General features: G+C 42.6%; 26 protein-coding genes and 1 pseudogene. 21 read left to right on the top strand and 6 right to left on the bottom strand.

Annotation, left to right across the window (positions count from 1 at the left end; genetic code table 11):
- The first annotated feature begins 252 nt into the window (after positions 1 to 252).
- Together HQN88_RS17080 and HQN88_RS17075 are read left to right on the top strand one after the other, a co-directional pair.
- Positions 253 to 429, top strand: a complete 177-nt coding sequence (locus HQN88_RS17080; protein WP_173114430.1) for a hypothetical protein — start codon at positions 253 to 255, stop codon at positions 427 to 429.
- Positions 430 to 678: 249 nt separating this feature from the next.
- Complete coding sequence (locus HQN88_RS17075) at positions 679 to 2013, top strand: LLM class flavin-dependent oxidoreductase (protein WP_173114427.1); 1335 nt, start codon at positions 679 to 681, stop codon at positions 2011 to 2013.
- A 105-nt stretch (positions 2014 to 2118) separates the two neighbouring features.
- On the opposite strand, the gene HQN88_RS17070 is transcribed toward HQN88_RS17075, so the two are convergent.
- Genes HQN88_RS17070 through HQN88_RS17060 form a run of 3 tightly spaced genes read right to left on the bottom strand, consistent with a single transcriptional unit; the run spans position 2119 to position 4507 of the window.
- Positions 2119 to 3000 (bottom strand): MetQ/NlpA family ABC transporter substrate-binding protein, encoded by an 882-nt coding sequence (locus tag HQN88_RS17070; RefSeq protein ID WP_173114424.1) that lies wholly within the window; start codon positions 2998 to 3000, stop codon positions 2119 to 2121.
- A gap of 56 nt (positions 3001 to 3056) precedes the next feature.
- Complete coding sequence (locus HQN88_RS17065) at positions 3057 to 3725, bottom strand: methionine ABC transporter permease (protein ID WP_173114421.1); 669 nt, start codon at positions 3723 to 3725, stop codon at positions 3057 to 3059.
- The gene (locus HQN88_RS17060) at positions 3722 to 4507 is read right to left on the bottom strand and encodes a methionine ABC transporter ATP-binding protein (RefSeq protein WP_173114418.1); all 786 of its coding nucleotides are present in this window, start codon (positions 4505 to 4507) and stop codon (positions 3722 to 3724) included. Before HQN88_RS17060 ends, HQN88_RS17065 begins: the two co-directional genes overlap by 4 nt.
- Before the next feature lie 193 nt (positions 4508 to 4700).
- On the opposite strand from HQN88_RS17060, the gene HQN88_RS17055 reads away from it, so the two are divergent.
- The 4 genes and pseudogenes from HQN88_RS17055 to HQN88_RS38110 all read left to right on the top strand — a co-directional run bounded on the left by HQN88_RS17055 (position 4701) and on the right by HQN88_RS38110 (position 6943).
- Positions 4701 to 6050, top strand: coding sequence for an LLM class flavin-dependent oxidoreductase (locus HQN88_RS17055; protein WP_173114415.1), 1350 nt, complete (start codon positions 4701 to 4703; stop codon positions 6048 to 6050).
- A gap of 182 nt (positions 6051 to 6232) precedes the next feature.
- Positions 6233 to 6367 (top strand): annotated as a pseudogene (locus tag HQN88_RS38675) (S-layer homology domain-containing protein); the annotation flags it as partial.
- 6 nt (positions 6368 to 6373) lie between these two features.
- Positions 6374 to 6544 (top strand): hypothetical protein, encoded by a 171-nt coding sequence (locus tag HQN88_RS37690; RefSeq protein WP_246320286.1) that lies wholly within the window; start codon positions 6374 to 6376, stop codon positions 6542 to 6544.
- A gap of 267 nt (positions 6545 to 6811) precedes the next feature.
- A complete protein-coding gene (locus HQN88_RS38110) occupies positions 6812 to 6943 on the top strand; it encodes a helix-turn-helix domain-containing protein (RefSeq protein WP_173114412.1) in 132 nt (43 codons plus the stop codon).
- Between the two features lie 341 nt (positions 6944 to 7284).
- Here the strand turns inward: HQN88_RS38110 and HQN88_RS17040 are convergent, their stop codons facing one another.
- Entirely contained in the window at positions 7285 to 8478 is a 1194-nt protein-coding gene (locus tag HQN88_RS17040; RefSeq protein ID WP_173114409.1) for an IS110 family RNA-guided transposase, read from the bottom strand.
- Between the two features lie 360 nt (positions 8479 to 8838).
- Here HQN88_RS17040 and HQN88_RS17035 point away from each other — a divergent pair, with 360 nt between their 5' ends.
- Positions 8839 to 9045 carry a hypothetical protein gene (locus HQN88_RS17035; protein ID WP_173114406.1) on the top strand — a complete coding sequence of 69 codons (207 nt, stop codon included), beginning with the start codon at positions 8839 to 8841 and terminating at the stop codon, positions 9043 to 9045.
- Positions 9042 to 9305, top strand: a complete 264-nt coding sequence (locus HQN88_RS17030; protein ID WP_173114403.1) for a hypothetical protein — start codon at positions 9042 to 9044, stop codon at positions 9303 to 9305. The genes HQN88_RS17035 and HQN88_RS17030 overlap by 4 nt, the downstream gene beginning before the upstream one ends.
- Before the next feature lie 124 nt (positions 9306 to 9429).
- Here the strand turns inward: HQN88_RS17030 and HQN88_RS17025 are convergent, their stop codons facing one another.
- Complete coding sequence (locus tag HQN88_RS17025) at positions 9430 to 10644, bottom strand: IS110 family RNA-guided transposase (protein WP_173114400.1); 1215 nt, start codon at positions 10642 to 10644, stop codon at positions 9430 to 9432.
- Positions 10645 to 11257: 613 nt separating this feature from the next.
- Here HQN88_RS17025 and bioA point away from each other — a divergent pair.
- The 9 genes from bioA to HQN88_RS16985 all read left to right on the top strand — a co-directional run bounded on the left by bioA (position 11258) and on the right by HQN88_RS16985 (position 19635).
- Positions 11258 to 12631 carry an adenosylmethionine--8-amino-7-oxononanoate transaminase gene (bioA, locus tag HQN88_RS17020; protein ID WP_173114397.1) on the top strand — a complete coding sequence of 458 codons (1374 nt, stop codon included), beginning with the start codon at positions 11258 to 11260 and terminating at the stop codon, positions 12629 to 12631.
- Positions 12628 to 13380, top strand: coding sequence for a dethiobiotin synthase (gene bioD, locus HQN88_RS17015; protein ID WP_173114394.1), 753 nt, complete (start codon positions 12628 to 12630; stop codon positions 13378 to 13380). The genes bioA and bioD overlap by 4 nt, the downstream gene beginning before the upstream one ends.
- 5 nt (positions 13381 to 13385) lie before the next feature.
- A complete protein-coding gene (gene bioB, locus HQN88_RS17010; RefSeq protein ID WP_173114391.1) occupies positions 13386 to 14384 on the top strand; it encodes a biotin synthase BioB in 999 nt (332 codons plus the stop codon).
- Positions 14385 to 14397: 13 nt separating this feature from the next.
- Entirely contained in the window at positions 14398 to 15576 is a 1179-nt protein-coding gene (bioF, locus tag HQN88_RS17005) for an 8-amino-7-oxononanoate synthase (protein WP_173114388.1), read from the top strand.
- Positions 15573 to 16361 (top strand): alpha/beta fold hydrolase, encoded by a 789-nt coding sequence (locus HQN88_RS17000; protein ID WP_173114385.1) that lies wholly within the window; start codon positions 15573 to 15575, stop codon positions 16359 to 16361. The genes bioF and HQN88_RS17000 overlap by 4 nt, the downstream gene beginning before the upstream one ends.
- On the top strand, positions 16351 to 17235 hold the full coding sequence (gene bioC, locus HQN88_RS16995; protein WP_173114382.1) for a malonyl-ACP O-methyltransferase BioC: 885 nt from the start codon (positions 16351 to 16353) through the stop codon (positions 17233 to 17235). Before HQN88_RS17000 ends, bioC begins: the two co-directional genes overlap by 11 nt.
- A gap of 642 nt (positions 17236 to 17877) precedes the next feature.
- The gene (locus HQN88_RS38415; RefSeq protein ID WP_337995201.1) at positions 17878 to 18024 is read left to right on the top strand and encodes a hypothetical protein; all 147 of its coding nucleotides are present in this window, start codon (positions 17878 to 17880) and stop codon (positions 18022 to 18024) included.
- A gap of 161 nt (positions 18025 to 18185) precedes the next feature.
- Positions 18186 to 18455 (top strand): reverse transcriptase domain-containing protein, encoded by a 270-nt coding sequence (locus HQN88_RS38410; protein ID WP_337995200.1) that lies wholly within the window; start codon positions 18186 to 18188, stop codon positions 18453 to 18455.
- 1012 nt (positions 18456 to 19467) lie between these two features.
- Entirely contained in the window at positions 19468 to 19635 is a 168-nt protein-coding gene (locus HQN88_RS16985) for a hypothetical protein (protein WP_173114379.1), read from the top strand.
- Between the two features lie 101 nt (positions 19636 to 19736).
- On the opposite strand, the gene HQN88_RS16980 is transcribed toward HQN88_RS16985, so the two are convergent.
- Positions 19737 to 20138 (bottom strand): GNAT family N-acetyltransferase, encoded by a 402-nt coding sequence (locus HQN88_RS16980; RefSeq protein ID WP_246320285.1) that lies wholly within the window; start codon positions 20136 to 20138, stop codon positions 19737 to 19739.
- A 1971-nt stretch (positions 20139 to 22109) separates the two neighbouring features.
- On the opposite strand from HQN88_RS16980, the gene HQN88_RS38105 reads away from it, so the two are divergent.
- The 4 genes from HQN88_RS38105 (at position 22110) to HQN88_RS16965 (ending at position 24769) form a co-directional block, all read left to right on the top strand.
- Complete coding sequence (locus tag HQN88_RS38105) at positions 22110 to 22244, top strand: hypothetical protein (protein ID WP_274319533.1); 135 nt, start codon at positions 22110 to 22112, stop codon at positions 22242 to 22244.
- 888 nt (positions 22245 to 23132) lie between these two features.
- On the top strand, positions 23133 to 23555 hold the full coding sequence (locus tag HQN88_RS16975) for a DMT family transporter (protein WP_173114376.1): 423 nt from the start codon (positions 23133 to 23135) through the stop codon (positions 23553 to 23555).
- Between the two features lie 39 nt (positions 23556 to 23594).
- Positions 23595 to 24305: a Crp/Fnr family transcriptional regulator gene (locus tag HQN88_RS16970; protein WP_173114372.1), complete on the top strand. Its 711-nt coding sequence runs from the start codon at positions 23595 to 23597 to the stop codon at positions 24303 to 24305.
- Entirely contained in the window at positions 24302 to 24769 is a 468-nt protein-coding gene (locus HQN88_RS16965; protein ID WP_173114369.1) for a DMT family transporter, read from the top strand. The genes HQN88_RS16970 and HQN88_RS16965 overlap by 4 nt, the downstream gene beginning before the upstream one ends.
- Positions 24770 to 25204 lie beyond the last annotated feature (435 nt).

Here is a 25204-nt window from a genome sequence, read left to right as displayed (position 1 = left end):
TAACGAAAACACTAAAGAGGTTATGGTTGCTTGTAATTTTAGATGTTTCAACTAAAACAGTGCTTGGGGTGTAGTTAAAGATACGCAGCGGTAGATTTCGAAGGAACTGGGCATTAGTCGTTCTTATGAATCAAGGATTGAGAACCGGGCACTCATGAAGCTGTACCATGAGTTTTATAAAGGCAAGCGACAAGTTGTTAGATTGGAGCATTGGATTCTTCATTTATTTGGCTTCAAATAATGGCGCCGAAGATGATGACAGCCTTAATTCAAATTGAGCATGTTAGTAAATTTTACTATAGGGGTGGCGAGACGATTCGAGCGCTGGATGGCATTTCGCAAGGTGAATTTGTAGCTATCATGGGGCCTGCGGGTTCTGGGAAATTACATACTGATGAGTATCATAGGCTGCTTGGAAATTTCGGATGAAGGGGGTTACACCCTCAATGGGAAACGGATTACCGTAGTTTAATTTTCCATTTCACAAAAGAAGGATCCTTTTTATGGTAAATATTTTGTGAAATGATTTAGCTAGTCCTTCTACGATAGAACTTTTGAATAGATGAATAGAAAAATTTGATATACAGTATACTGTGACAAACTGTTGATATATAGTAATTCTATTAAATTAAATCCGATTATATATATTGGTATAATTGGGCAAAAGGAGTCACTACCATGTCCAGGAGACAACTAAAGCTGGGAGCTAGTTTAAACGGAGTCGGAAATAGTATATCCTTTTGGAGGCATCCCGAAGTGCCAACCGATGCAAGCGTTAATTTAGCATTCTATAAAGAGCAGGCCCGTAAGGCTGAGCAGGGAAAATTCGATCTCTTGTTTATCGCTGATGGCTTGTATATTAATGAAAAGTCTAATCCGCATTTTTTGAACCGTTTTGAGCCGCTTACACTGCTGTCGGCCCTAAGTGAAGCAACGACTCATATCGGTCTGGTTGCAACCTTATCTACTTCCTACAGCGAGCCGTTCACAGTGGCCAGACAGTTTGCTTCCATTGATCTTATTAGCGGAGGAAGAGCGGGCTGGAATGTAGTCACATCACCTTTGGAAGGCTCGGCGCTTAACTTCGACAAGGGCGAGCATCCACATCATTCGCTGCGTTACGAAATTGCTGAGGAGCATCTTGAGGTTGTAAAAGGGCTTTGGGACTCGTGGGAGGATGATGCGTTTGTTCGAGACAAAACTAGCGGGGTATTCTTCGATCCCGCTAAGCTTCACACGCTTCACCATAGGGGCAAACATTTTGCTGTTCAAGGGCCTCTGAATGTTGCTCGTTCCAAGCAAGGGTACCCAGTTGTTTTCCAGGCAGGGTCATCGGATTCTGGCAAAAATCTTGCTGCCAAGTCGGCGGACGCGATATATACAGGACACGAGACATTCGAGCAAGCGCGTGATTTTTATCAAGATGTAAAAGGCAGAGCTGCGGCTTACGGTCGTCAGCCGGGTGAGATTCTGATTTTTCCAGGAATCGGCCCGATTGTCGGCAGAACTGAAGCGGAGGCAGAGCGCAAATATCAGGAAATTGTGGAACTTGTTACAATTGAACAGGCACTGAATTATTTGGGTCGTTATTTTGAGCATTATGACTTCTCGCAGCATGCTCTGGATGATCCGTTTCCAGATCTCGGCGACTTTGGCAGCAACAGCTTCCGCAGTACGACAGACAGCATTAAACAAGAGGCGAAGGAAAAGGGTCTCACACTTCGACAAGTTGCCCTGCGGGCATCAACACCGAGAAGTAATTTCATCGGGACGCCGGAGAAGGTAGCTGATCTCATCCAGCAATGGTTCGAGGGCGGAGCAGCGGATGGCTTCACCATTAGGACATTCGTACCGAACGGACTTTCCGATTTTATCGATCTGGTTGTGCCTGTGCTGCAGGAACGCGGAATTTTTCGTAAGGAATATGAAAGTGATACGCTACGAGGCAATCTAGGTTTAAAAGTACCAGTGAACCGTTATATTCGGCAGTCTGAAGCGGTGAGAGGGAAATAGCATGATTACCGCTATCCACTATCGAATCTAATTCATCCATAATAACTGAAAAAGGCGTCCTCTAAGCAGTGCGGCTTGAAGGACGCTTTTTCTACATTTAATTAATTAGAATGCGGGAACTACCGCAACTCCATACTTGTCTAGGATAAACTTCTTCACCTCAGGGGAGGTCAAAGCAGCACCTAATTTTTTAATTTCGTCTCTGTTTTCGTCACCTTTGCGAACGGTAATTACGTTGGCGTAAGGAGAGTTTGCATCTTCTCTGAACAGGGCAGTTTTTGGATCAATTTTAGCTTCAATAACAATGTTTGTGTTAATAACTGCGCCATCAAGGTCCTGTAAAGATCTAGCTAAGGTAGGGGCTTCTGCTTCTACAAATTTCAGGTTTTTCGGATTACTGACGATGTCTTTAGGTGTTGCTTGGTAAGTGGATAAACCGTCTTTTAACTTAATTAAACCTTGCTGTTGAAGAAGCACAAGAGCTCTATATTCGTTGGATGGGTTATTCGGGATGCCGATTTTCGCACCTTCTTTAATTTCATCCTTTGATTTGAGCTTGGTGGAGTAGAAGCCGATAGGCTCTACGTGAACTTTAATCGGATTTACAAAGTCGAAGCCTTTTTCAGTTTTAACTGAATCAAAGTAAGGCACATGTTGAAAGTAGTTCGCGTCGATTTGCTTATCTTTAAGTAGCTGATTCAAGAGATCTTCATCCGTAACTTTAACTTGAAGGTTTATACCTTGTTCCTTCAGCTTCGGTTTAACGAAATTAAGGATTTCTGAGTGAGGGATTTCCGCTGATCCTATTGTTAAAGTAACTTCTTTTTTTGGCGCTTCTGTTGGAGCGCTACTTTGGGCTGCTGCCGCTGCTGCGGAAACTTTGGGGCTGTTTGATGCTTCAGTGCTGGTTTTTGCACCACACCCAGCAAGGATAACACTAAAACCGACGGATAATGAAACAATTGAAAATAATCTTTTTTTAATCATGAATTTCTCACTCCTATTTCTATATGTGTATTTGAAAATGCTATGAAACCGATAGCTTAATCAGGCTTGAAGCGTTTTTTATGAATGGACCTAGAGATGTAGTCTCCCGTCCACTGAAAAATCTGTACAAGAAGAATAATGATAATCACTGTTGCGATAAGTACGTCTTCACGAAATCTCTGGTAACCGAAGCGGATTGCCAAACTTCCCAGTCCTCCGGCCCCGATGGCTCCGGCAATGGCAGTAAATTCAGTAATTGCGATAATGGCAATTGTTACTCCGCGTACTAGCGCTGGCAGGGCTTCAGGAATGAGCACTCTGAAAATAATGATAAAAGGGGTAGCGCCAACGGCTTTTGCCGCTTCTATTTTACCTGTGCTAACTTCCTTAAGCGATGTTTCGATAATCCTTCCCAAGAAAGGCGCAATACCGATCGAAAGTGACACGATAGCTGCTGTAGGTCCCAAAGAGGTTCCGACAATCAAACGGGATAAAGGAAGCAACAGAACGATTAGTATGATTGATGGAATAGAGCGAATGCAATTTATGATTATACTAATGACTTTATGGAGCTTCGTAGCCTCGAGAATGCCGCCCTTCTCAGTTACTACCAGAGTGACGCCAAGTGCAGAGCCAATAATTAATGCGAAAAAGAAAGACCAGAACAGCATAAAGAGTGTTTCTAGAAGAGCTGGCCAAATTAATTCGATTAATTCCTCAATCATATACTAACGCTCACCCTCTCCTTGACTTGATACTGGTTCCGGTAGAAATCCGTAATTTTAACAAACCTTTTGGCAGTGTCGCTTTCTGGATGGAGAAAAAATTTGTCAACGGATCCTTGCTCAACGATTTTGCCATTCTCAATGACTGCAAAGTTTTTGCAAATGTGCTGCAGTACATCGAGTTCATGGGTGATTAGCACAATTGTCAAATTAAGCTTACGGTTGATGTCTTTTAGCAGTTCCAGGATTGAGTAGGTCGTTTGAGGATCAAGGGATGATGTCGCTTCATCACTGAGCAGCACGTCTGGCTCATTCACGAGAGCTCTGGCGATGCCAACGCGCTGTTTCTGACCTCCGCTCAATTGCGATGGATGGGAATTCTCTTTGTCACCCAGCTCCACAAGATCCAGTATTTCTCTAACACGCTGGTGAATGTAGCTCTTAGGATGCCCTGCAACTTTTAAGGGAAAAGCAACATTTTCAAACACGGTCTTAGAATCAAGAAGATTAAACTGTTGAAAAATCATGCCGATTTTCAGTCTGGCCAGGCGCAGATCTTTCTCTGACAGATCAGTAATGATCTTGCCCTCAATCTCAATGCTCCCAGAATCGGGCTCCTCCAGCCGATTGAGACACCGAATTAACGTCGATTTACCTGCGCCACTAAAGCCAATGATGCCAAAAACATCGCCTTTATCAATTTCAAGGTTGACATTCTCTAACGCAGTGAAGATTGATTTAGAAGTTCGGTATGTTTTATTAAGATTTTTTATAGCAATCATTATGTAATCCTCCTCAATACCTACTAATCCGATAGTGTTAGTTTAATTTATATGATTTTCAAAAATGTGTCAAGATAATTTCTTATGCAGTGATTCAAGCATGGAATCAGGGTATTGACGGAAAAACGAGAGAATGGTAAATTATAACACATTAAATCTATTGAATTACTTGTATTTAAAAGGAGGAGGCCTCATGATTCGTAAAAGACAAATAAAACTGTCCGCCTATTTAGTAGGAACAGGCATGCATGTTGCATCTTGGAGACATCCCGACTCTCAGACGAATGCCAGCATAGATATTGACTATTACAAACATTTGGCTGGAATCGCGGAGCAAGGGAAGTTCGATTTCGCTTTTATTGCGGATAGCCTAGCAATCAATGAAGAATCGCATCCGAATATTTTGACACGTTATGAACCTATTACCTTAATTACAGCGTTAGCAGGGGCAACCTCAAAAATTGGAGTTGTAGCGACAGCCTCTACCTCTTATGTGGAGCCATATAACTTAGCACGTCAATTCATGTCCGTCGATCATATCAGCAAAGGCAGAGCTGGATGGAATGTTGTTACGACCAGAGATTTATCTGGTAATACAGCTTTGAATTTTAATGGTTCTGAGCATTATGAGCACAGCTATCGATATAAACGGGCTGAAGAATTTGTAGATGTAATCAAAGGCTTATGGGATTCATGGGAGGACGACGCCTTTATCCGGGACAAAGAAAGCGGCCAGTTTTTTGACCGCAGTAAGCTTCACAAGCTAGGACATGTAGGCGAGTTTTTCTCGGTGCAGGGGCCATTAAATATACATCGTTCTAAACAAGGCCATCCTGTGCTGGTGCAAGCCGGATCCTCAGAGTCAGGACAACTGTTTGCAGCGAGGAGTGCGGAGGTTATTTTTTCCCATAAAAATAGTCTAGAGGACTCGCAAGAATTTTATCGTTCATTCAAAAGCAAGGTTGTCTCATTTGGCCGATCCTCTGATGAGGTGCATATTCTGCAGGGGATTTCACCAATTATTGGAGTTACAGAGGACATTGCACAGCAGAAGCTTGCCTACTTAGAATCTTTAATAACCGATGAAACAGGCTTAAAGTTTCTAACCGATTATTTTGGAGGCTTGGATTTGAGTGAGCATACACTGGAAACCAAATCGCTTGATATTGGATTTGGCGAATTGACTGGTGTAAGAATCGAATATGAAAATTTTCGTCCTTTCGTTATCAAAGAGAACCCAACGCTTAGAGAACTTTACTCTTTATTAACTGGTTCATATACCGTCAACGATTTTGTAGGAACTCCTGAAAAAATCGCAAATAATTTAGAAAGATGGTTTGTTGAAAGAGCGGTAGATGGGTTTATGTTGATGTCACCGCTTTTGCCGAGCAATTTGGAGGACTTCGTGAATCTGGTCGTTCCTCTTTTGCAGGAGAAGGGATTATTCCGTACTGAATACGAAGGTGATACGCTTCGTGCTCATTTGAATTTGCCGGTGCCCCAAAACCGATATAGCTTAACGAATTCGGCAATAAATAAGTAAAACTCCCTTAAACATTATTAGAACGTTAGTTTAATAGCATTAGAATGGAGGCTACCGGTAGATCGGATTCGGTAGCTTATACTGCGTTTACGGTCAAAGTTAGAAATTCCGGAATGTGGGAGTGACGAAGCTGCGGATTTAAATAACTTGGGTGAAACTGCTGATAAAGTAAGGAAGACAGCATTGGACGGAAGACGCAGTTTGGCGATGTCGATACCAATGCTTGGTACTATGAGGCTGTTCAGAAGGCTGTATCCAAGGAACTCATAGATGGGGTAGATCTGGAGCGTTTTGCGCCAGAAGAGGCGATCACTCGCGAGCAAATGGCTGTGATGATTGGCCATGCTTATCGATTCTTGGGACTCGGCAGTACTTCGTCAGGGGACTCTGCTTCGCTGGACCCATTCATTGACAGCAGTAGTGTACAAGATTGGGCTAAAGCCGATGTCACTCTGGCAATTAAGGAAGGTTTCATGATGGGGTGTAACCGCTGAAAGCTTTGAGCCCGGAGGGATCACGACGCGTGCGCTAGCTGCAGTAGTGTTGAGAAGATTACTTGAGCATAGTGCAAGAAAATAATTCTTAATAAACGGGCCTATGGAGCAGTTTCTATTGGCCCGTTTTTCATGAAAAATTTTGGACATACGTCCTTCACAACCTTTTTTATTATTCAATGGAAATGATACTAATAGTTCGTCGACTCTGCGCGCCATGTAGCTTAGGATTGATTTATCCCCATTAACCAGAAGGATGTTACTTATATGCAAGACTTTGGACTACGTCTTAAAGAATTACGACAACGATCAAATATGTCTCAAGACATGCTTGCCTCTCTCTCTGGACTGGACAGAACGTATATTGGGGGAGTGGAACGTGGTGAGCGCAATGTTTAACTGAAAAATATTGAAATTTTATGTAACACACTCGATATGATGACCAAAGATCAGCCCATTGCCTTTCAACATGAAGTTACAGCGATTTGGGAAGAGCTTCAACGATGGTTTCTGCATCATTGAGGTCATTTAGTGGACAGAAACCTAGCGTTTATTCATCGAGTTAATCTCATGCTCACCTGGTTTTCATGGTCTCGTCACTCCACTATTCCAGCTAATAGCTTGTCAATACTTAATTATTAATGATGGATTCATGAAGTGATATACTTAAAAAAGTGCATGGGAAATTACCGTCCCATAAAGCACGGAATTATATTCCATATATTTCTAGCTTTCATGACTTACTCTAAACGGAACGCTTCCTTAGTAGCAAAAATCCAGTGGATGAGTTTATTCACACAAGCAATTATAGCTACTTTGAACAGCTTTCCCTCAGCACGTTTCTTATCATAATAAGCCCTTAATTTCTTATTTCTATTGCTACGGATACCACATCGTACAGCTTGATACAGGGCAGTACGAAGTCTTCTGGAGCCATGCTTAGTGATTCTATTCTGGATTGCTGTAAACTTGCCTGAAGAAAAAACGCTTGGATCAACGCCAGCAAAGGCCACCAGTTTCTTTGCGTGATCAAACCGATCGATTTCCCCAATTTCAGCCAAAATTGTTGCAGCAATTTTAGTGCCAATACCGGGTATCGATTGAATTAATTCATATTCTAGTAACTCTTCTGCCAGAGCATCTACCGATTTAATAAAGGTTGCTAGATGCTCCTGGTATTGAAGAAGCAACTTGATGAGCAACTGCAAGGAGATCAAGTGGCTTGGAAAAGCCGTCTCCTTAAATGGATTTCGCTTTGCCGCAGCTGCCAGGCTTTGTGCACGTTCCAAACACCACGATGCGGATTTGCCACGCCCAGTGAGTCGCCCGATCGCTGTTGCAATTTCATTATCGGACATTTCTAGGACCTCTTTAGATGTCGGGTGTAAGGCCAGAAATCGAAGGGAAACTTTAGAATAAAGATCACCAAACACGCCATGATATTCGGGAAAAACCTGATCCAGAATTGACTGGAATTGTAGTTTTGCTTGAACATAGATACCCGTTAAAGATTCATATTGTCGTGTTAAATAGCGTAAATTCATGAGATGCTGACCCCGTTTTTTGTAGGGTTCAAACTCCTCTTTATAAAACAGTGTCCAAAGTTGATAAGCATCAGCGGCATCTGTTTTCACCCGTCGCAAATTGGTTTTTTTGGCTTCGTGCGAGATTAACGGATTAATTATGATGTACAGATACTGTTGCTCGTCCAAATACTGAACGACGGGACTGTGATAATGGCCTGTCGCTTCCATAACAATGGTGGGAGGCATCTCTGCAGCCGATTCCAATCCTCTAATATAATTTAAAAATGAAGCTAAACCTTCAATATCATGACTAAACCTAAAAATCTTCCCATGAGGTACTCCACGATCTAAAAAAGCTTGTGCATGGCTCTCACCCTTTGAAACATCCAAACCAATGACTGGATTCATAACATCACTCCTGTAGTATTCTCACCGGCAGCCCCTAACCTTCTTGTTTTCCACACTATCGCATGTGATACGGGATTCATGTCCCAACCAGCCTAACCATGGTTGAACAAGTAGGGGGGATGAACAGAATAGCTCTCGGGATCAAAGTCCCACGGGCAGATACGCTCGATCCCCGGCTACCGCTATCTTAAGACCACACAAAAATGAGGTCTACCAGAAATATCTGGTGACCTCATAATACGAACTGGAAGATTACTTCAACAGTGACAGATAACGGGGAAACTTGAAACATGTGTGGTATAATCCGAATTTAAGAATAAAATAATGGTAGTACCAACTCAAAATCCTAGGAGCACAATTATGAACTTAAAATTCTTTATTATTTTCTTAACGTCACTATTAACGTTGACTGCATGCGTCTCCAATAGTTCAGTTCGGGCACCTGTACAAAATTCAATTAACATAACAGATGAATCGGACACAGAAACAATTCCTGAAGTAAAGGCCCCTGACGGTAAAAAACTACTCTTCTTCCAACGTCAAGTGATTTACCCAGTTCGGATGTGAACAAAGCTGCCCTGACGCCGACAGTATTCGCTCCAAATACGGACATATCCATTCATCTTGAAAATACCGAAGAGTTTAATTACATCATCAATAAGAAGAGCGAAATTTATAATTTTTCATGGGAACCTGTTACCGAGCTGATGCCCATGAGAGGTAATATCAAAGTTCCTTCTGAAAAAGGAATATTTGTTGGTTTACTTGCAATTGTCATGAAATCAGGAAAATCAGCAAGGTGCTTCTTCGCTATTGATGTTCGTTAATGAGAAACCCCAGATGCTTTAGCATAATGTTATTACAGGCTTTAATCATTAAACTATGAAAGAAGACGCAGTTCATTAATGTTTTTTAAAATGTGCAGCGCCTAGGATATTGGTAATCAGTAGATCAGGAGACTTCAGAAATTGTAACGTTATAGCCTAAGGTTTCAAGTCTTCGCACTGAATTCCTTACGATAGATCCAAGTTTTTGATTATCAAAATAATCCTCACCTAAATCTACATACATTTCTTTTCTTGTCAGCAGATAATAAGCGATTCTTAGCATGGCATGTGCTACTACAATAGCTGCTCTTTTCCTGCCTTTTCGTGCTGATGTTCGCCTGTACATAGCACCAAGGTAGTTTTTGGAGGCTCCTACGGAATGTGCTGCTTCTGTTAATGCAGATTTTAGATATTTATTTCCTTTCTTTCCTTTAGAAGACTTCCTTTTGCCTGCGCTCTCATTATGTCCAGGTATGAGTGCTGCCCATGAACACAAGTGTGCCGCGCTTGGAAACTGTTTTTCAATATTTGTTCCTATTTCAGCCAAGATTTGTTCAGCCATTCGAGTGGCGATCGCTGGTATAGAATCTAATCGCTCTATGTCTTCCTGATTTGAGATGACTCTCTGCCAAACCTCTTGATCTAACATCTCAATCTGCTCAGTAAGGAAATCGATTTGGGCTAAAATGGTTTTAAGCATCATTCGTTGATGTGGGTTAACGTAACCTCGAAGAGAGAGCTCGAGTTCATCATTTTTTTTCATTGATCGCCGAGCGAGGCTGGCTAGTTTTTTTTGGTCATCTTCATCCTCTGCGATGGCATGAAGCATGTCCTTAGACGAGACTCCCATAATATCTGAAACCACAGAGCCAAGTTTAATGTTTGCACCTTCTAGCACTTTTTGAATTCGATTATGTTGCCTGGCACGTTCTTCAATAATGCTTCGGCGATAACGAACTAATTCACGTAATTCTCGTTGAATTCGGTTTGGTATAAAACTAGCTGTCAGAAGTCCATGACGAAGAAGTTGGGCAATCCATTCCGCGTCCTTGACATCCGTTTTACGTCCAGGCAAAGCTTTCATATGCTGAGCATTCACGACAAGAAACTCAATATCTTCAGCTTCTAATAAGTTAACAATTGGTTTCCAGAATACGCCTGTACTCTCCATCGCTACGTGGGTATACCCATGCTTCTTAATCCAGTCAATTAACTGTAGGAGAAATACTGTTTTAGTAGAAAATGTTTGAATCTCCTTTCCTGCGGGTGTCATCGTACATGCAGTAATAGAATCCTTATGAACATCCATGCCACATGCTCGCTCAATAAGTATATCCATTGAAATTATCCTTTCTACGACCTGAATTATGGGCTGGTGCAACAACCAAAAAGGATTAATCTACCATGAGTGCTTCCCGAAGGAGCGACATTCTGTGATGCACCGTGGTCGGTGGAGTCAGACTAACGGATGGGCTCTAACGCACCATAGTTGATTGACCTTCCTCACCCAGCCGTAGTAGAAGTATTGACGGATTTTATCCATTTTCATCCTCTGTGGTGCAGCGCTGGTTTCGCGCGCTGCATGGATAACGGGAGTTTAGCGAAATAACAATTCTTAATTCACACTCTAAATACTCCCAGATTGACCCTTTTGTGATCCGAGCAGAAGGGTTTTTGATGTTATATATCTTAGTCTTTTGCGTACTTCGATTCCTCGTTATCTTTAGTGTGTTGCTGGTCACGGGACAAAAAATTTTCTTATCAGCTGTAGGAATTTTTGTAACGATTAGAACTTAGGATTGAAGTTTTCAGGTTGTTCTGTATAATGTCAATCTTCAATCTTACACTTTGAATCCTCTTTACATTGGCGCCCCTGTCTGCTAAAATGACCACACCCGATTGTCAACCAAAAAAATATATTTTGGTTGACGATAAAAATTAAAAATCAAGGGATGGTGATAATTTTGATAACGGATTACGAACGGCTTGCTGCCATGAATAAGGATCACTTATGGCATCCTTTTACTCAAATGAAAGACTACAATAACTCTGATCCACTCATTATTGAACGCGGTGAAGGCATCATGCTATATGACGTCCAAGGACGCGCTTATTATGACGGTTTCTCATCAGTTTGGCTCAATGTACATGGGCACAACGTGCCAGAGCTAAATCAGGCGATCACGGAACAGTTAGGGCGAGTCGCCCATTCCACACTTCTCGGAATGGCCAATGTACCAGCAATCGAGCTTGCCGAAAAGTTGGTGGGAATCACGCCGGAAGGATTAAACAAAGTGTTTTACTCAGATTCTGGAGCAACTGGTGTCGAGATCGCAGTCAAAATGGCGTTTCAATACTGGCATAACAAGGGGATACGGGGTAAAACGAAGTTTATCACGATGAATCAAGCGTACCACGGTGATACAGTTGGAGCAGTAAGTGTCGGTGCAATACCTCTTTACCATGACGTGTTTCGCCCCATGCTATTTCCTTCGCACGTCATTCCGTATCCCTACGCTTATCGATATGACGGCGGTGAGACGAAGGCAATGGAAGATACACTGACCGCACTACGCAATTTCCTCGAGACACGGGCAGATGAGATTGCGGCTCTCATTGTAGAGCCGATAGTGCAAGGGGCTAGTGGCATCATAGTCATGCCGCCTGGCTGTTTAAGCCAGATGGCAAAGCTGTGCCGCAAGTATGGCGTTTTGCTCATCGCTGATGAGGTGGCGACCGGTTTCGGTCGAACGGGGGCTATGTTCGCTTGTGATCTCGAAGATGTTTCACCAGATTTGATGGTGATTGGGAAAGGGTTGACCGGGGGCTATTTGCCAGTGGCAGCGACGCTTGCGACGGATGAGGTGTATGAAGCGTTTTACGCCGATTACCAGGAGCAGAAAACATTCTTCCACGGTCATTCTTATACAGGGAACCCGCTTGGTTGTGCCGTTGCATTGGCCAGCTTGAAGCTGTTTGAAGAACGCAACATGGTCGAAGAAGTGAGGGCAAAGGAAATATTTGTCGAGCGTAAGCTAGCAGCGCTTAAGGAGCGCCCACACGTCGGTGAAATAAGGCAAAAGGGACTGATGATCGGAATAGAACTTGTACGGGATAAGGTTACACGAAAGCCATACGATTGGGCAGATCGAATCGGCGTTCGTACGAGTCAGCAGGCCAGAGAACTTGGCATGCTAACAAGACCACTCGGGAATGTAATTGTCTTCATCCCTCCGCTTACTAGTAGTGAAGCTGAGCTGGATGCCATGATACATATTTTGTCGGAATCGATAATAAAAGTCACCGAGATGGTTGAGTTAGCATGAACAAAGTGAACTGTGAGACTGAGACGGTACGAGGCTTATTTGTGACAGGCACGGACACTGGCGTGGGGAAGACGGTCATAACGGCAGCTATTACCGCTATGCTCCGTTCTGAGGGGCTAAATGCCGGTGTCTGGAAGCCGATTCAGTCTGGTGCACCACTTGGTAGCGGACTTACCGATGCTGAGCGTCTGTTGAAAATAACGGGACTCAAAGAACGGCCAGAGGCAGTTGCGCCATTTACATTTGAAGCTCCGCTTACGCCGATGCTCGCTGCTAAGCAAGCAGGTGTGAACCTTACGCTGAAGGAGCTAATCGCAGCTGGCTTACCACTTACCAAACGTTATGAGGCGCTGCTCGTCGAAGGCGCCGGCGGCGTAGCTGTACCGCTGACCGAAGACGCCCTCTTGGTGGATTTAATCTCAGAGCTTGGGATACCTGTTCTAATTGTAGCCCGCTCTAGCCTCGGAACCATTAACCACACACTTTTGACTGCTGCATTCCTTCTGAATCACGGTATCCCGATTATTGGTGTCATTTTAAACGATGGAGAATTAACAGAGCTAAATGACGATCCGAGTGTTGCTACGAATGCAGAACTAATTGAACAATACGGTGGCCTTGAGGTCCTCGGTCGGTTTCCACATTTAAAAGCCGAAGCGACTTCAGAGACGTTAATACATACGTTACGAAACACAATACAAATCACGCCTATCAGAGAGGCATTTGCAGTTCAACTTATGGGAGGATGATTGAGATGAAAACAATTTCAGCAGAGATGGAGTGGCAATCGCTTGCCCAGAAAGCATTGCATAGAGAATGTTTAACGTTGAAGGAAGGGCTAGCTGTGCTCGAAGCCGAGGATGATGAGTTATTGTTACTCATGCAGGCTGCGTTTAATGTGAGAAAACATTTTTACGGTAAAAAAGTGAAGCTGAATATGATCATCAACGCCAAAAGCGGCCTTTGCCCTGAAGACTGCGGCTACTGCTCACAATCGATCGTTTCCACGGCACCAGTTAAGAAATACACCCTGCTTGATAAAGACACGTTGCTTTCAGGCGCACGTGAAGCGCTGGCACGCAAAGCCGGAACCTATTGCATCGTAGCGGCTGGGAAGGGACCAACAGACAAGGAGCTAGATCAAGTAGTGGACGCGGTTAGAGAAATTCGCCAAACAATGCCGCTAAAAATTTGTGCATGTCTAGGCATTCTCAAGGACGATCAAGCGAAACGGCTTGCAGAAGCTGGCGTACATCGCTACAACCACAACTTGAACACGAGCAAAGCTAACTACGCATCCATCACGACGACCCATACCTATGATCAACGTGTTGAAACCGTGGAGAAGGTAAAAACATTCGGCATGTCTCCTTGCTCTGGTGTCATTATCGGCATGGGCGAGACAAATCAAGAAATTGTTGAAATGGCCTATGCGCTACGTGAACTTGATGCGGATTCGATTCCAATTAATTTTCTAAATGCGATACCGGGAACACCTCTGGAACATGCAGGACGCACATCGTCAATGAAAGCGTTGAAGGTACTAGCTCTATTTCGTTTCATTTGTCCGTCAAAAGAAATCCGCGTGGCTGGCGGTCGTGAGGTCAACCTCCGCACACTGCAGCCTTTGTCACTGTTCGCCGCAAATTCACTTTTTGTAGGTGATTATTTAACGACAGCGGGCCAAGACGTATCGACTGATCATCAAATTATTGAAGATTTGGGTTTCGAGATTGAAATAAATGCCCTTTAAGGCGGTGTCGAGCATGAACTGGATGGAAAAAGAACTAGAATTATTGGCTGATGCTTCCTTGGAGCGTTCCTTGCATGCAAGTAGTTCAGTATCGGGAGCTCCTGGCTATACGGTGCATAGAGAAAAAGTGTTACTCAACATGTCCTCCAATGACTATCTTGGACTCTCCCAGCATCCTGCCATACTGGAAGTGATGAGCGAGGCTCTGCTCACGGAAGGAGTTGGCTCAGGCGCATCACGCCTTGTGACAGGTAACCGGTTGCCATATGTTCGTCTCGAAGAGGCACTAGTCGATTGGCAGAATTGCGAAGCTGCGCTAGTTTTTGCAAATGGCTACATGGCTAATTCTGGTGTAATTAGTGCGCTTGTAGGCCGAGGAGATGTTGTTTTCAGCGATCAGTTGAACCATGCGAGTATTGTGGATGGCATTGTATTAAGCCGTGCGGAGCACGCCCGGTATCGACATAACGATATGGAACATTTGCGTACGTTATTGAATAAGTATCGTGATAAACGGCGCAAGTTGATTGTTACAGATGCTGTGTTCTCCATGGATGGCGACCAAGCGAAATTAGATGAACTTGTTGCGCTCAAACACGAGTACGGAGCGATGCTTATGGTGGATGAGGCACATAGCGGGGGGATCTACGGTAAGCGAGGTGAGGGATTATGCCATGAACTCGGGCTGCAGAATGATGTGGATATTCATATGGGAACATTCAGTAAATCGTTCGGTGTTTATGGCGCCTATATCTGTGGCAGCAGTACACTAATTCGGTGGCTGGTGAACAAGGCTAGACCACTCATTTATTCAACTGCGTTGCCTCCTTCTATCGTAGCTGGCATTTCAAAGGCGTTAATTTTGGTACAAGAGGAACACTGGCGTCGAGAAAGACTTTATGCGGCAAACAGGTTATTTCGGTTCTTGCTTTTTGACGCCGGGTTTAACATTGGTGGCGGCGACTCCCCAATTGTACCATTAATCGTTGGCGATAACGATACGGCTTTGCGCTTTAGCAGTGCTCTTGAAGAAGAGGGGATCGCAGCGGTTGCCATCCGTCCACCTACTGTGCCTGATGGCACAGCGCGCATTCGCTTTTCCTTGTCAGTTGTTCACACGGATACGGAGTTGACCAATGTAGTCGCACGCATCCACAACATCGGACTTAGACTAGGGGTGTTGAGTTCATGATTGAATTGGATATTAATTCAGTGTTAACTCAGCAGCAGGCGAATGGTACCATTTTATGGTTATGCGGTTGGAGCATGCCGGATGCGGTTTTTGACCGGCTTCGTGAGTTGTTGCCTGATTTTCATCATATTTCCATAGATTACAGTGATGCAGATTCTCCAGAGAAAATATTGATCCTGACTGAAATAGCAGCTAAAAATGTTATGAATTTGGATGGAGCGGCTTTTAGTACAAGGGCCGCCCACGGTCCTCTGTTGATTGGAGGTTGGTCTCTCGGAGGTTTACTTGCACTGAGACTAGCGGGTAAAGGGTTCGCTGATGGCCTTGTGTTGTTCGCCGCATCAGCCCGGTTTACTCGTTCAAAAGAAGAGACTGACCTCGGTTGGGTAGATACATACGTCAGGAAGATGATTACAGGAATTATTAAGGATCGACAAGTTGTTGAAGCAAATTTCCGACAACTCATGTTTACGGAATCAGAATGGGAGGCCGATCTAGGCGGAAGCCTTCCCCCAATCGGTAGCTGGACAACCCCAGCGCTAGTCGCAGGTCTTCAGATCTTGCGAAACGAGGAATGCCTATCTCAACTGGAGAGCATTACCTGTCCGGTATTTCTTGTGCACGGGAATGAGGATAGTATTTGTCCTTACAGCGCTGCAATGGAACTTATGGCCCAGTTACCTAAAGCAAAGTTATTTACAATACCTGCCTGCGGGCATGCCCCATTCTTAGGTAGGGAAGATCAAATAGCCGATGAACTGAGGAGATGGTGGCATGAGCAGTAGAATAAGTAATATTCGACGTCAATTTAACCGAAGTGCAAATTCGTATGACGCTCACGCTCATGTTCAGCGTATAATGTCAGATCGCCTTGCAGACTCCTTCATAAGGTGGGAGAACAAAGGTAACGTAGCTGGTCTCAATATTCTTGAGATCGGTTGCGGCACGGGGACACTGACCGAGTTTCTAGTAAATCGATGGCCTGGCGCGAGTATTACTGCACTTGATATTGCGCCAGAGATGATCAAATTGGCTGAACAGCGTGTCTTTTCAGCTGAAGCGAACTTAATTGGGGAAATTACATCGGATCGTTTACGCTTTCTTCATGCTGATGTTGAGATGTGGGCGCCAGATGCTCCGATGGCCTCGTTTGATCTCATCGTCTCTAACGCCTGCTTTCAATGGCTAAGCAATCCTAGGCAAACACTTGCTCACGTTAGGAGGTTGCTTCGTCCTGGAGGCATGTTGATATTCACGACATTCGGGCCTGATACATTCTATGAAATGCATAAAGCTTTTAATGAAGTTTATCGAGCCAGCGGATTGGAGCCGCAGCGGCACGGACTGTCGTTTCTATCGACAAATGAATGGTACAACTTGCTCAAGGAATCAGGATTTTCAAGTATCCACTCTGAATGCTCGATTCAAAGAGAAAAGTATGCTTCAGTAAGAGAGTTTCTCCTTTCGGTTAAAGCGATGGGAGCCAGTACATCAGAGGCTGCTTCTATCCGTGGTCTCAGCTTGAGACGGCTGTTCTCCAACATGTATAAGGAATACGAGGATAAGTTCAGTTTGCAGGGGGGCGTCGTTGCCACTTATGATCTTCTATTGCTCCAAGCTAGTGCCTCTCGATTAACTAAAAACACCTGTTATTGCTAGAAAAATTGATGATCTGCGGCGGCGGCTTCTTGCTTGCAGAGTTAACGGTGAAGTACGACAACTTCTGCTACAAGCACCAATCAGTGTGAAAAGCAGAAGATTACAACAGTAATCTTAACTTTAAAACCGAAGATGGGAATGACGGAACCATGTATCCTGAAACTATCCCGACAATACTCCTGCACGCGTCATGTTTAGCAGAACATGAGGTGTGAAGTACAGTTAGATTCGACAGAACGAAGGCTGAAGCCATCTTACTAGAAAAGGTATGCCAATGTATTTCGCGCGGCTGAAAAACTAAATATGGTGAGAATGCTCGCACAGAAGAGAACTGACGAACTTTCGAAGGTACAGGTCTACAGTTAGAGCATGCGGAAACGTATGTACCATCAAATGATGGGGTGAGCGGCTTAAAGTAAGACTTTCGCCTATGAAATACGCTATGCCGAACTATGGTGGCATTAATCTCACAGGCTTAGAGGAAGCACCTAAGTTCAGAAAAGATAGCTAGGCTTTATGGGATTTGGAAAACAAGGGACGTTGCCCCAAGTCTAATCGAAAAGAACGATCATTTTCCATGCGTGAATTGCATCGATCAGGTAGGAATGTGGGGACATCGCTTCGTCAAGGAGGGGTGCCACAGTGCAAGCTTTACGAAATTGGGAGTATTACAGCATGACGGACTCTTTTACGGATTGTATGAAAGATCAGAAAACAAAGAAACATTTTCACATCTCTATGAGATCGGCACTTCTAGAGAAAATATTTTTCTGGCTTATCGCACGATAAAGTCTAATCAAGGATCAAAGACACCAGGAATAGATGGACTAACCATCAAAGACATCGAACAACGACCCGAATACGAATTAGTTAGTGAAATCCAAAACAAACTGAAAAACTATCTCCCCAAGAACGTCAGACGGAAGCTCATCAAAAAAGATAACGGTAAGATGAGACCGCTAGGCATCCCGTGCATCCTCGACCGCATCATTCAACGGTGCTTTAAGCAAGTCCTTGAGCCCATAGCTGAAGCTCAATTTTACAAGCATAGCTATGGTTTCAGACCCATTCGATCGACACACCATGCCATGGCAAGAGTCCGATTTCTCATCAATCAGGCGTCGATGCAATTTGTAGTAGACATCGACATATTGGTTTTTTGGCAATGTCAACCATGCATTGCTCATGAAGCAACTTTGGAACGTGGGTATCCAAGATAGAATGGTTCTAGCATGCTTCTCCAAAATGCTAAAAGCTGAAATCGAGGGGGAAGGAATACCTAAAGGGGCTTGTTGTCAACATTGCTCTCGAATATTGTACTGAGTGACCTCATCATTGGGTGGCTGGTCAATGGGAATTCTTTTCGCTGACGCAACCGTTCAAATCGAGAACTGGGGAAAGGGCTGCGAAAATTACGGACTAGTCTGAAAGAAGGCTATCTGGTGCGTTACGCCGATGAGTTCAAAATCATTTGTAGAGATTGGAGATCGGCCCAGAGGTGGTATCATGCGGTAATTCTGTATCTGAAAGATCGCCTGAAACTCGACATCTCACCAGAGAAATCGCAAATTATCAATCTGTGAAAACGAGAGGCGGAATTCCTTGGGTTTACAATACGAGCGAACAATAAGGGTCAAAAACGAGTATCGCATACGGATATCAAAGCCAGCAAATAGCAGAAAATCAAAAGCGAAGCCAAGAAAAACATCCTCAAAATGAGGTAACGTTAGTTCAATAACCAAGCGGTAGTCTAATACTTTATTTTTCAGTTAGGGTTGCCGTTGATTCAAAAATCGAGTCTGTTTAATACTTTTTATTCTGAGCCTGACGATTAGTAATTGAGGAATCCTCATAGGATCAACAATTCCAGTTTACAACTTTATTTTCTTCTGACAAAATGGAGTACTGCACTTGGTTGGATGATAAGAATTTGGACATTTTCTCATCTGGGACAGGAGGATGAATAAATTTGCAGTTTTTATTTTCAGTAACAGCTTTAAACCAGTCTTCTTTAGTTGGATCATAGCTTTGATCGCCGTTTTCGATGCCATTTGCATAGACACTACTCCTTATTGGAAGTCGGGTTATGTACACAGAGAGAGCGCTGATCGTTTCATGTTATATTTCCTATAAAAAGAAATTAAAGGATTATCTAGAAAAGACGTCGCACAAATTTTAGGAGTTGATATTTGTCAAATTAGAGGGATAGTTGAAAAAGGTATTCTACCTTCAATGCCAGGAATAATGGTATTTGGTATTACAAGTTTTTGTACTAACGCAATGGATGTATATGAACTTCTTAATATAATTGAAGAAAGCTTGAGCAAGAAAGAAGTACAAAGAGAGTTAGTAATAAGTTTTTCAAAAGCAGCAGAGTTAATGTATAACTATGATTTTTAACCTAGCAGATTTTATACTATTGCTCAAACTTGGAGAACTGACACCCTGTCAAATAAATAAGGAAGGGCACTACATGTTTAATAGACGATGCAAATTTAATTTTATTCATTTTTTACTTCGGAACGCAAAATTGCATATAGAAATGAATCGTGCCATTTTCCTTTGAAGAATCTATCTACACGTAAGTGACCTTCTCTACGCATGCCGATTTTCTCCAAAACCCGATAAGAGCCTACATTGTTTGGTCTACAAGTTGCATAGATACGATGAAGTTTCAGGTCCTTAAATCCTAAGTTGATCATTGCTTTAGTAGCCTCCGTAGCAAAACCAAAACCCCAATAGTCACGATTTATGCTATAACCAAGTTCCCCTTGCGATCCTAAGTTACAGGCTTCGATTAATACATTAGTATCTTTAACAACTTCTTCGATGAACGCTATTGTGTCTTCAAGTCTGTTTGGTCCCCGATTCGGAGTATCTACAAACCTCAACATCAGAAGCATATTTGTGAACCTCTTGAAAATCTCCAGGATTAAATTCAAGTAAAATTAACCGATCAGTCTCTATAATCAAGCCTTACACCTACTTTACGATTTTATATAAAGTATATATAATGAGAACTTTTTATTAAGCTCCCATGAAATTAAGCTAGTAGTCGCAGAAAAAGGCATCACTGAAGAAAGCGCATTTCATTCATTTTTTGAAAAGCGTCAGCAAAGTGTAGAATAGTTTAGAATATAGGTACGAGTTAGGAGAGATTTCTTTTTTCCTGCACTTTCATTGATGTCCAGGTACTAATTCAGCCCAAGAACATAAATGAGCTGCACTGGGCAATTGCTTCGATATATCCGTTCCAATTTCCGCAAGGATCTTCTGCTCTGCCATTCGCGTGATAATACCAGGGACTGAATCTAAACGTTCCACATCCTCTTGAAAAGATTCTACCCGCGCAGCAACTTCCGTATTGAGAGTTTAACCTGTTTACTCAAAAAAACAATATGAGTTAAAATTGTCTTAATTCATAAGACATTGGTAGGGGTTTGCATATCCTTGAAGAGCGAGCAAGTTCGTACTATTTCTTCTTCAGGGTGCGCCGCCGAAGTTCGCTAACTTCTGAGGATCATCCTCGCCATCAGCAATAGCGCGAAGCATAGCACGTGAAGAGACACCCCTAATATCCGAGACAACAGAGCCAAGCTTAATGTTTGCGCCTTCTAGCACCTTTTGAATCTGATGATGTTGTCTAGATCTGTCTTCAATGATGCAGCGGCGATACCGAACAAGTTCACGAAGTTCGCGTTAGTCCGGTTTGGAATAAAGCTTGCTTTAAGTAGCCCATGACGAAGAAGTTGGCAATCCATTCCGAATCAGAATTTGCATTTCCATGTTCCATATTTTTTAGAAGTTCAATTAAACTTCAATGCAGCGTTCCATTATCTTTGCTCGATAAAAAGCTTGAACAATTTCAATAAGTTCCTGCTGAGTAGTCATTTGGTACTGTTTCGTCATGAGGATCGATATTCGCCTCACTTTTAATCAATTTATAACCATTTGAGAAAGCCGATATACTAACTCTCGCTAAAAATTCATTAGAACATCATGAGAAATACTTCTTCCTTTTACTCAAAAAAAACAGTTTAATTGATCTGATGCCGTTTCTAGGGAACGGGAGAAGACCTAATACGTTCACTGTCTTTTTTATGTATCCGCTGCTGTTTAATTTTCAGGGCCAGTGTAACAATATATACTCTCAAGTAAGATGCAATTAGAATGTAAAACGTCGACCTTGTTTACTCAATATGGTAAACTAGCTCTAAATCATTTGCTCATTGTAGCTATTAACCAGTAAGTTATAAGCCTTAGAGGCAGAATTAGATAAGGATTCCTATTGTCTTATTCCGAACTCTTGGCTTTTTTTCGTTTTTATCCAATTGCAGATAAGAGAAGGCATTGTATACTGCAGCACTTGGTGATGCGATTTTAAACAAGGATGAGAAGCTAACGAAGACATTGAAGACATCATAAGACAGGAGTATCTTGATGATTTATAGAATGGTTTTTACGGCCTAACAAAAGTTGGAGGGCATGCCTCTCTACTTCTGTTCAAAGCTTGTAGCGCAAATACTCGTGAATGATGGATGGTTATGTTTTTACTGAAGAGGAGCACCGTATTGCGATAACAGGGAACATAAAATATCCAACGAATGCGTAGCGCCGGAAAAGGTCGGAATTGAAAGATATTGCTGGGAAGACAGTTGGATCTTATGAAACGAAGTACTCTTACATGATAACTGTTTTGGATTCTTTTTCTCTTATATGGAGCAGGCTGGCTATCTAAATCGCCTGGCTAGATCATTTGCGGAGCAAATTGCTATCTCTAATATTAAATTTGATGGGCATGATTTCTTTCTTGCGGAAGTATTCGTAGATTACACCATTTCTCCTTATGGTGTACACGATCAAATGAGTGGCCGGTGCTAACGGAAAGTGCTGTGGCACTAGATATGCTAGCTGAAGCGGGCTTTGAAGTCGATGAACTGGATCCATCCATTCAAGCGACAACCCGTCCAGGGCAGATCGTTAAAAATGTTAGATATGAGTTTGATTGAGGAGTCGTGTAGTCTCGTTGAATATTAAATTTTCAGCGAATTATCTTAGCATACAGTGGAAGTAAGGACTCAACTACTTGCCCGCAGCTCATTCTCGAGTACAAGATTTAAAACACGGCGTGTACAACGAAAATTACGATCATTAGCACAGATACGTTGATCGAGAAAACTTCTAGTTGAACACGTGTATAAAGTGAAGGAAAGAGTGGAAACCTTGAAATTGGATATCGAATTTTGGGTGGTTAAATGGATATTAATGATACTTTTTACGCGCCACCTGATCATTCAGTCGGTTCTTATAGATCGTAAGATTATGGTGCGCTCGGAGAATATAAGAGCTTTTTATAATCGTATAGATCAGCACCAATTATTAAATGTGTAAGAAACACTCCCACATCTAAATGGTTTTGCAAATGATAGTAGTTAACAGAGAATGATAGTTAAGGAGCCTACCTCGTGACAGCTTCTTATTTGTTCATTTGTGTAAAGAGCAGAGCTTGGTAGAACAGCAATTTATTATCGCTCCCTATTTGTGATACGGTTCCCGTATCACAAATAGGGGTAAAGTGAAGAGTGGAATTAATGGTGAGTTTAAAATAATATAATTATGCGAATTAAAAAGGACCGGAGATGTTAAATCCGGTACTATTAAATAGCTATGCTAAACGTGGCAGTATAGTTAAGGAATAATGTAAATATTAACACCGTTTTCATAATTAATTTTCTCTGCCAACTGAAGCACATGCTAACAAATCACCCTCTCGATGTAGATACTAAATTGAATTGGAGCTTATCTGTTGAATATGCAAATAGGACATATGTCCTTTACCGAACCTTGACTTATCGTTAAATTGAAAAAGCGCGAAGATGAAGGGAGGAATATAGGAGATGAAAGGGGCCATATATTCTTGTTTGGGCGGCGCTTTCCTGACTTTACAAGGTGCGGCTAACGCGACCATCGGCGAAAGAATCGGAACATGGCAGGCAGCTGCCCTTACTCAGGGTACTGGATTTGTAGCAGCATTAATACTTGTTTGGTTGGTCGGGGATAAGTCATGGAGGAATCTTAAACAGGTGAAGCCAGCATACCTGTTTGGTGGGGCCTTTGCAGCTTTTATCCTGTTTAGTAACATAACGGCGTTTCACCGAAATGGTGCAGCATTAACTGTATCGGCAGTGCTGATTTCTCAAATCACAGTAACCTTAGTATTGGAGAAAATTGGTTGGTTCGGCTCAGTCCCACTTCGCTTGAGATCATCACAATGGGTCGGTGTCGGGCTAATGGTTATTGGGATCTTATGTTTAAAATAATAATGTATAGAATACCTGATAAAGGAGGAGGCGATTGCTATGAAAGAGATCGTGGACACGAATCGAATCAATCAATATCTCAGTCAATTTGGCTTGGAAAATGTTTTGCCTGACGGATTACGACAACATTTAGCCCTATTTCGTTTTGAATCGGATGAAGCACTGTGCCTCCAAGGTGAAGAACCCCAGTATATACATTTTCTTGTGAAAGGAAAGGTAAAAGTGTATACAACCTCAACGGATGGAAAAACATTACTAATTAATTTTACTATCCCGTTGGGGGTAATTGGGGAAATAGAATGTTTGAGAGGGAAGGAAAATCTCAATACTGTAACAGCGGTGTCCCCTGTAGAGACGATCAGCATTCATAAGCGTTGGTTAAGCCAATATGAAGGTGATGTATCGTTTCTACGATTTTTGCTTGACATGGTGACCCACAAATTCTACCTAAAATCAATATCTCTTAGTTATAATCTTTTATATCCAGTAGAAGTCAGGCTCGCCAGTTATCTACTGTCTATTTCAACGGAGGACTTGAAGTGGGCATATTCAGGCGTAAGCATGGCGAATTTGAAAGATACAGCGAACCTAATCGGGACGAGTTACCGACATTTGAACCGGGTTCTTCAGGAATTCAGTCAATCAGGACTGGTTGAGCGGAGCAAAAGAACACTTATCGTGAAAGATCGAAAGGGGCTAACCGATGTAGCTGGCCAAAATATTTACGAGAATGGGGATAGGAAGTCATGATATGGGGCATTTTGATGGCTTTGGCGGCAGGCTCCTTAATAAGTGTTCAAACGATGTTCAACAGTAAAGTTAATGAAGCTGCGAGATCTCATTCTACGACGGCTCTTGTGCTGGGTATGGGATTCTTTGCTTCTATTAGTATGGGATTATTGTTTGACGGAGTCGGTTTTTTTTCGTTGAAACCTATGCAATCATGGTTCTGGTTTAGTGGTTTACTGGGGATTGGCGTCGTAACTTGGATAGTAAGAGGAGTGAAACTGTTGGGACCAAGTTACGCGATTTCGATCGTCATGGCATCTCAGCTATTATGTGCATTATGGTGGGATTCCGCAGGCTGGTTCGGACTGGATAGGGTCCCTTTTACGATTCAAAAAACAATAGGGGTGACTTTATTAATCTGTGGCTTGATTTTATTCAGGGCAAAGCCCAGAACTCTTATTTCAAAACAGAGGCAGAGTAATTAGTAGCAATTATTAAAAAAACCAGAATTTGAAGACTCAACTAGCAGTGTAACGTTTGTTCAATACAACAGCAACGAAAGGCTGCCGATCCTGCCGGCAGCCTTTCGCTCACCTAACGGGCAGTTTAACGTGGTAGAGGTTGATGGTATTTCTAAATACAATATGTAGGAAAAAAAGTTAATTTAAGCGAATATACTTAAGAGGATTGCTTAGGGAATTGTGTGATAGAAAACATTTGTATGAATCTAGAGGGGGTCAAGATGGGGAGTTTTGCCTTAATATGTTTAATCGTTCCTAGAAACCGATGATGCTGAGCGGATTACAGGCCAAGTAGTACATACCACGGCCGGTTGGGTTCAACTAACTGGAAATAAGAGTTAAATGATATTTGCTAAAAGCTCGATTTTATGTTTGTAATCTAGTTTGCATATGAAGGGA

Origin of the sequence: Paenibacillus qinlingensis (assembly GCF_013204845.1) — a bacterium.
Lineage (GTDB): Bacteria > Bacillota > Bacilli > Paenibacillales > NBRC-103111 > Paenibacillus_E > Paenibacillus_E qinlingensis.
The sequence above is the reverse complement of the archived record's forward strand: the minus strand, read 5'-3'. Positions and strand labels throughout refer to the sequence as shown.

Excerpts from the sequence above, each read along its gene's own strand:
- HQN88_RS17080 (WP_173114430.1), top strand. The coding sequence starts at position 253 with ATGATGACAGCCTTAATTCAAATTGAGCATGTTAGTAAATTTTACTAT.
- HQN88_RS17075 (WP_173114427.1), top strand. The coding sequence starts at position 679 with ATGTCCAGGAGACAACTAAAGCTGGGAGCTAGTTTAAACGGAGTCGGA.
- HQN88_RS17070 (WP_173114424.1), bottom strand. The coding sequence starts at position 3,000 with ATGATTAAAAAAAGATTATTTTCAATTGTTTCATTATCCGTCGGTTTT.
- HQN88_RS17065 (WP_173114421.1), bottom strand. The coding sequence starts at position 3,725 with ATGATTGAGGAATTAATCGAATTAATTTGGCCAGCTCTTCTAGAAACA.
- HQN88_RS17060 (WP_173114418.1), bottom strand. The coding sequence starts at position 4,507 with ATGATTGCTATAAAAAATCTTAATAAAACATACCGAACTTCTAAATCA.
- HQN88_RS17055 (WP_173114415.1), top strand. The coding sequence starts at position 4,701 with ATGATTCGTAAAAGACAAATAAAACTGTCCGCCTATTTAGTAGGAACA.
- HQN88_RS37690 (WP_246320286.1), top strand. The coding sequence starts at position 6,374 with ATGGCTGTGATGATTGGCCATGCTTATCGATTCTTGGGACTCGGCAGT.
- HQN88_RS38110 (WP_173114412.1), top strand. The coding sequence starts at position 6,812 with ATGCAAGACTTTGGACTACGTCTTAAAGAATTACGACAACGATCAAAT.
- HQN88_RS17040 (WP_173114409.1), bottom strand. The coding sequence starts at position 8,478 with ATGAATCCAGTCATTGGTTTGGATGTTTCAAAGGGTGAGAGCCATGCA.
- HQN88_RS17035 (WP_173114406.1), top strand. The coding sequence starts at position 8,839 with ATGAACTTAAAATTCTTTATTATTTTCTTAACGTCACTATTAACGTTG.
- HQN88_RS17025 (WP_173114400.1), bottom strand. The coding sequence starts at position 10,644 with ATGGATATACTTATTGAGCGAGCATGTGGCATGGATGTTCATAAGGAT.
- bioA (WP_173114397.1), top strand. The coding sequence starts at position 11,258 with ATGGTGATAATTTTGATAACGGATTACGAACGGCTTGCTGCCATGAAT.
- bioD (WP_173114394.1), top strand. The coding sequence starts at position 12,628 with ATGAACAAAGTGAACTGTGAGACTGAGACGGTACGAGGCTTATTTGTG.
- bioB (WP_173114391.1), top strand. The coding sequence starts at position 13,386 with ATGAAAACAATTTCAGCAGAGATGGAGTGGCAATCGCTTGCCCAGAAA.
- bioF (WP_173114388.1), top strand. The coding sequence starts at position 14,398 with ATGAACTGGATGGAAAAAGAACTAGAATTATTGGCTGATGCTTCCTTG.
- HQN88_RS17000 (WP_173114385.1), top strand. The coding sequence starts at position 15,573 with ATGATTGAATTGGATATTAATTCAGTGTTAACTCAGCAGCAGGCGAAT.
- bioC (WP_173114382.1), top strand. The coding sequence starts at position 16,351 with ATGAGCAGTAGAATAAGTAATATTCGACGTCAATTTAACCGAAGTGCA.
- HQN88_RS38410 (WP_337995200.1), top strand. The coding sequence starts at position 18,186 with ATGAGACCGCTAGGCATCCCGTGCATCCTCGACCGCATCATTCAACGG.
- HQN88_RS16985 (WP_173114379.1), top strand. The coding sequence starts at position 19,468 with ATGCCAGGAATAATGGTATTTGGTATTACAAGTTTTTGTACTAACGCA.
- HQN88_RS16980 (WP_246320285.1), bottom strand. The coding sequence starts at position 20,138 with ATGCTTCTGATGTTGAGGTTTGTAGATACTCCGAATCGGGGACCAAAC.
- HQN88_RS16975 (WP_173114376.1), top strand. The coding sequence starts at position 23,133 with ATGAAAGGGGCCATATATTCTTGTTTGGGCGGCGCTTTCCTGACTTTA.
- HQN88_RS16970 (WP_173114372.1), top strand. The coding sequence starts at position 23,595 with ATGAAAGAGATCGTGGACACGAATCGAATCAATCAATATCTCAGTCAA.
- HQN88_RS16965 (WP_173114369.1), top strand. The coding sequence starts at position 24,302 with ATGATATGGGGCATTTTGATGGCTTTGGCGGCAGGCTCCTTAATAAGT.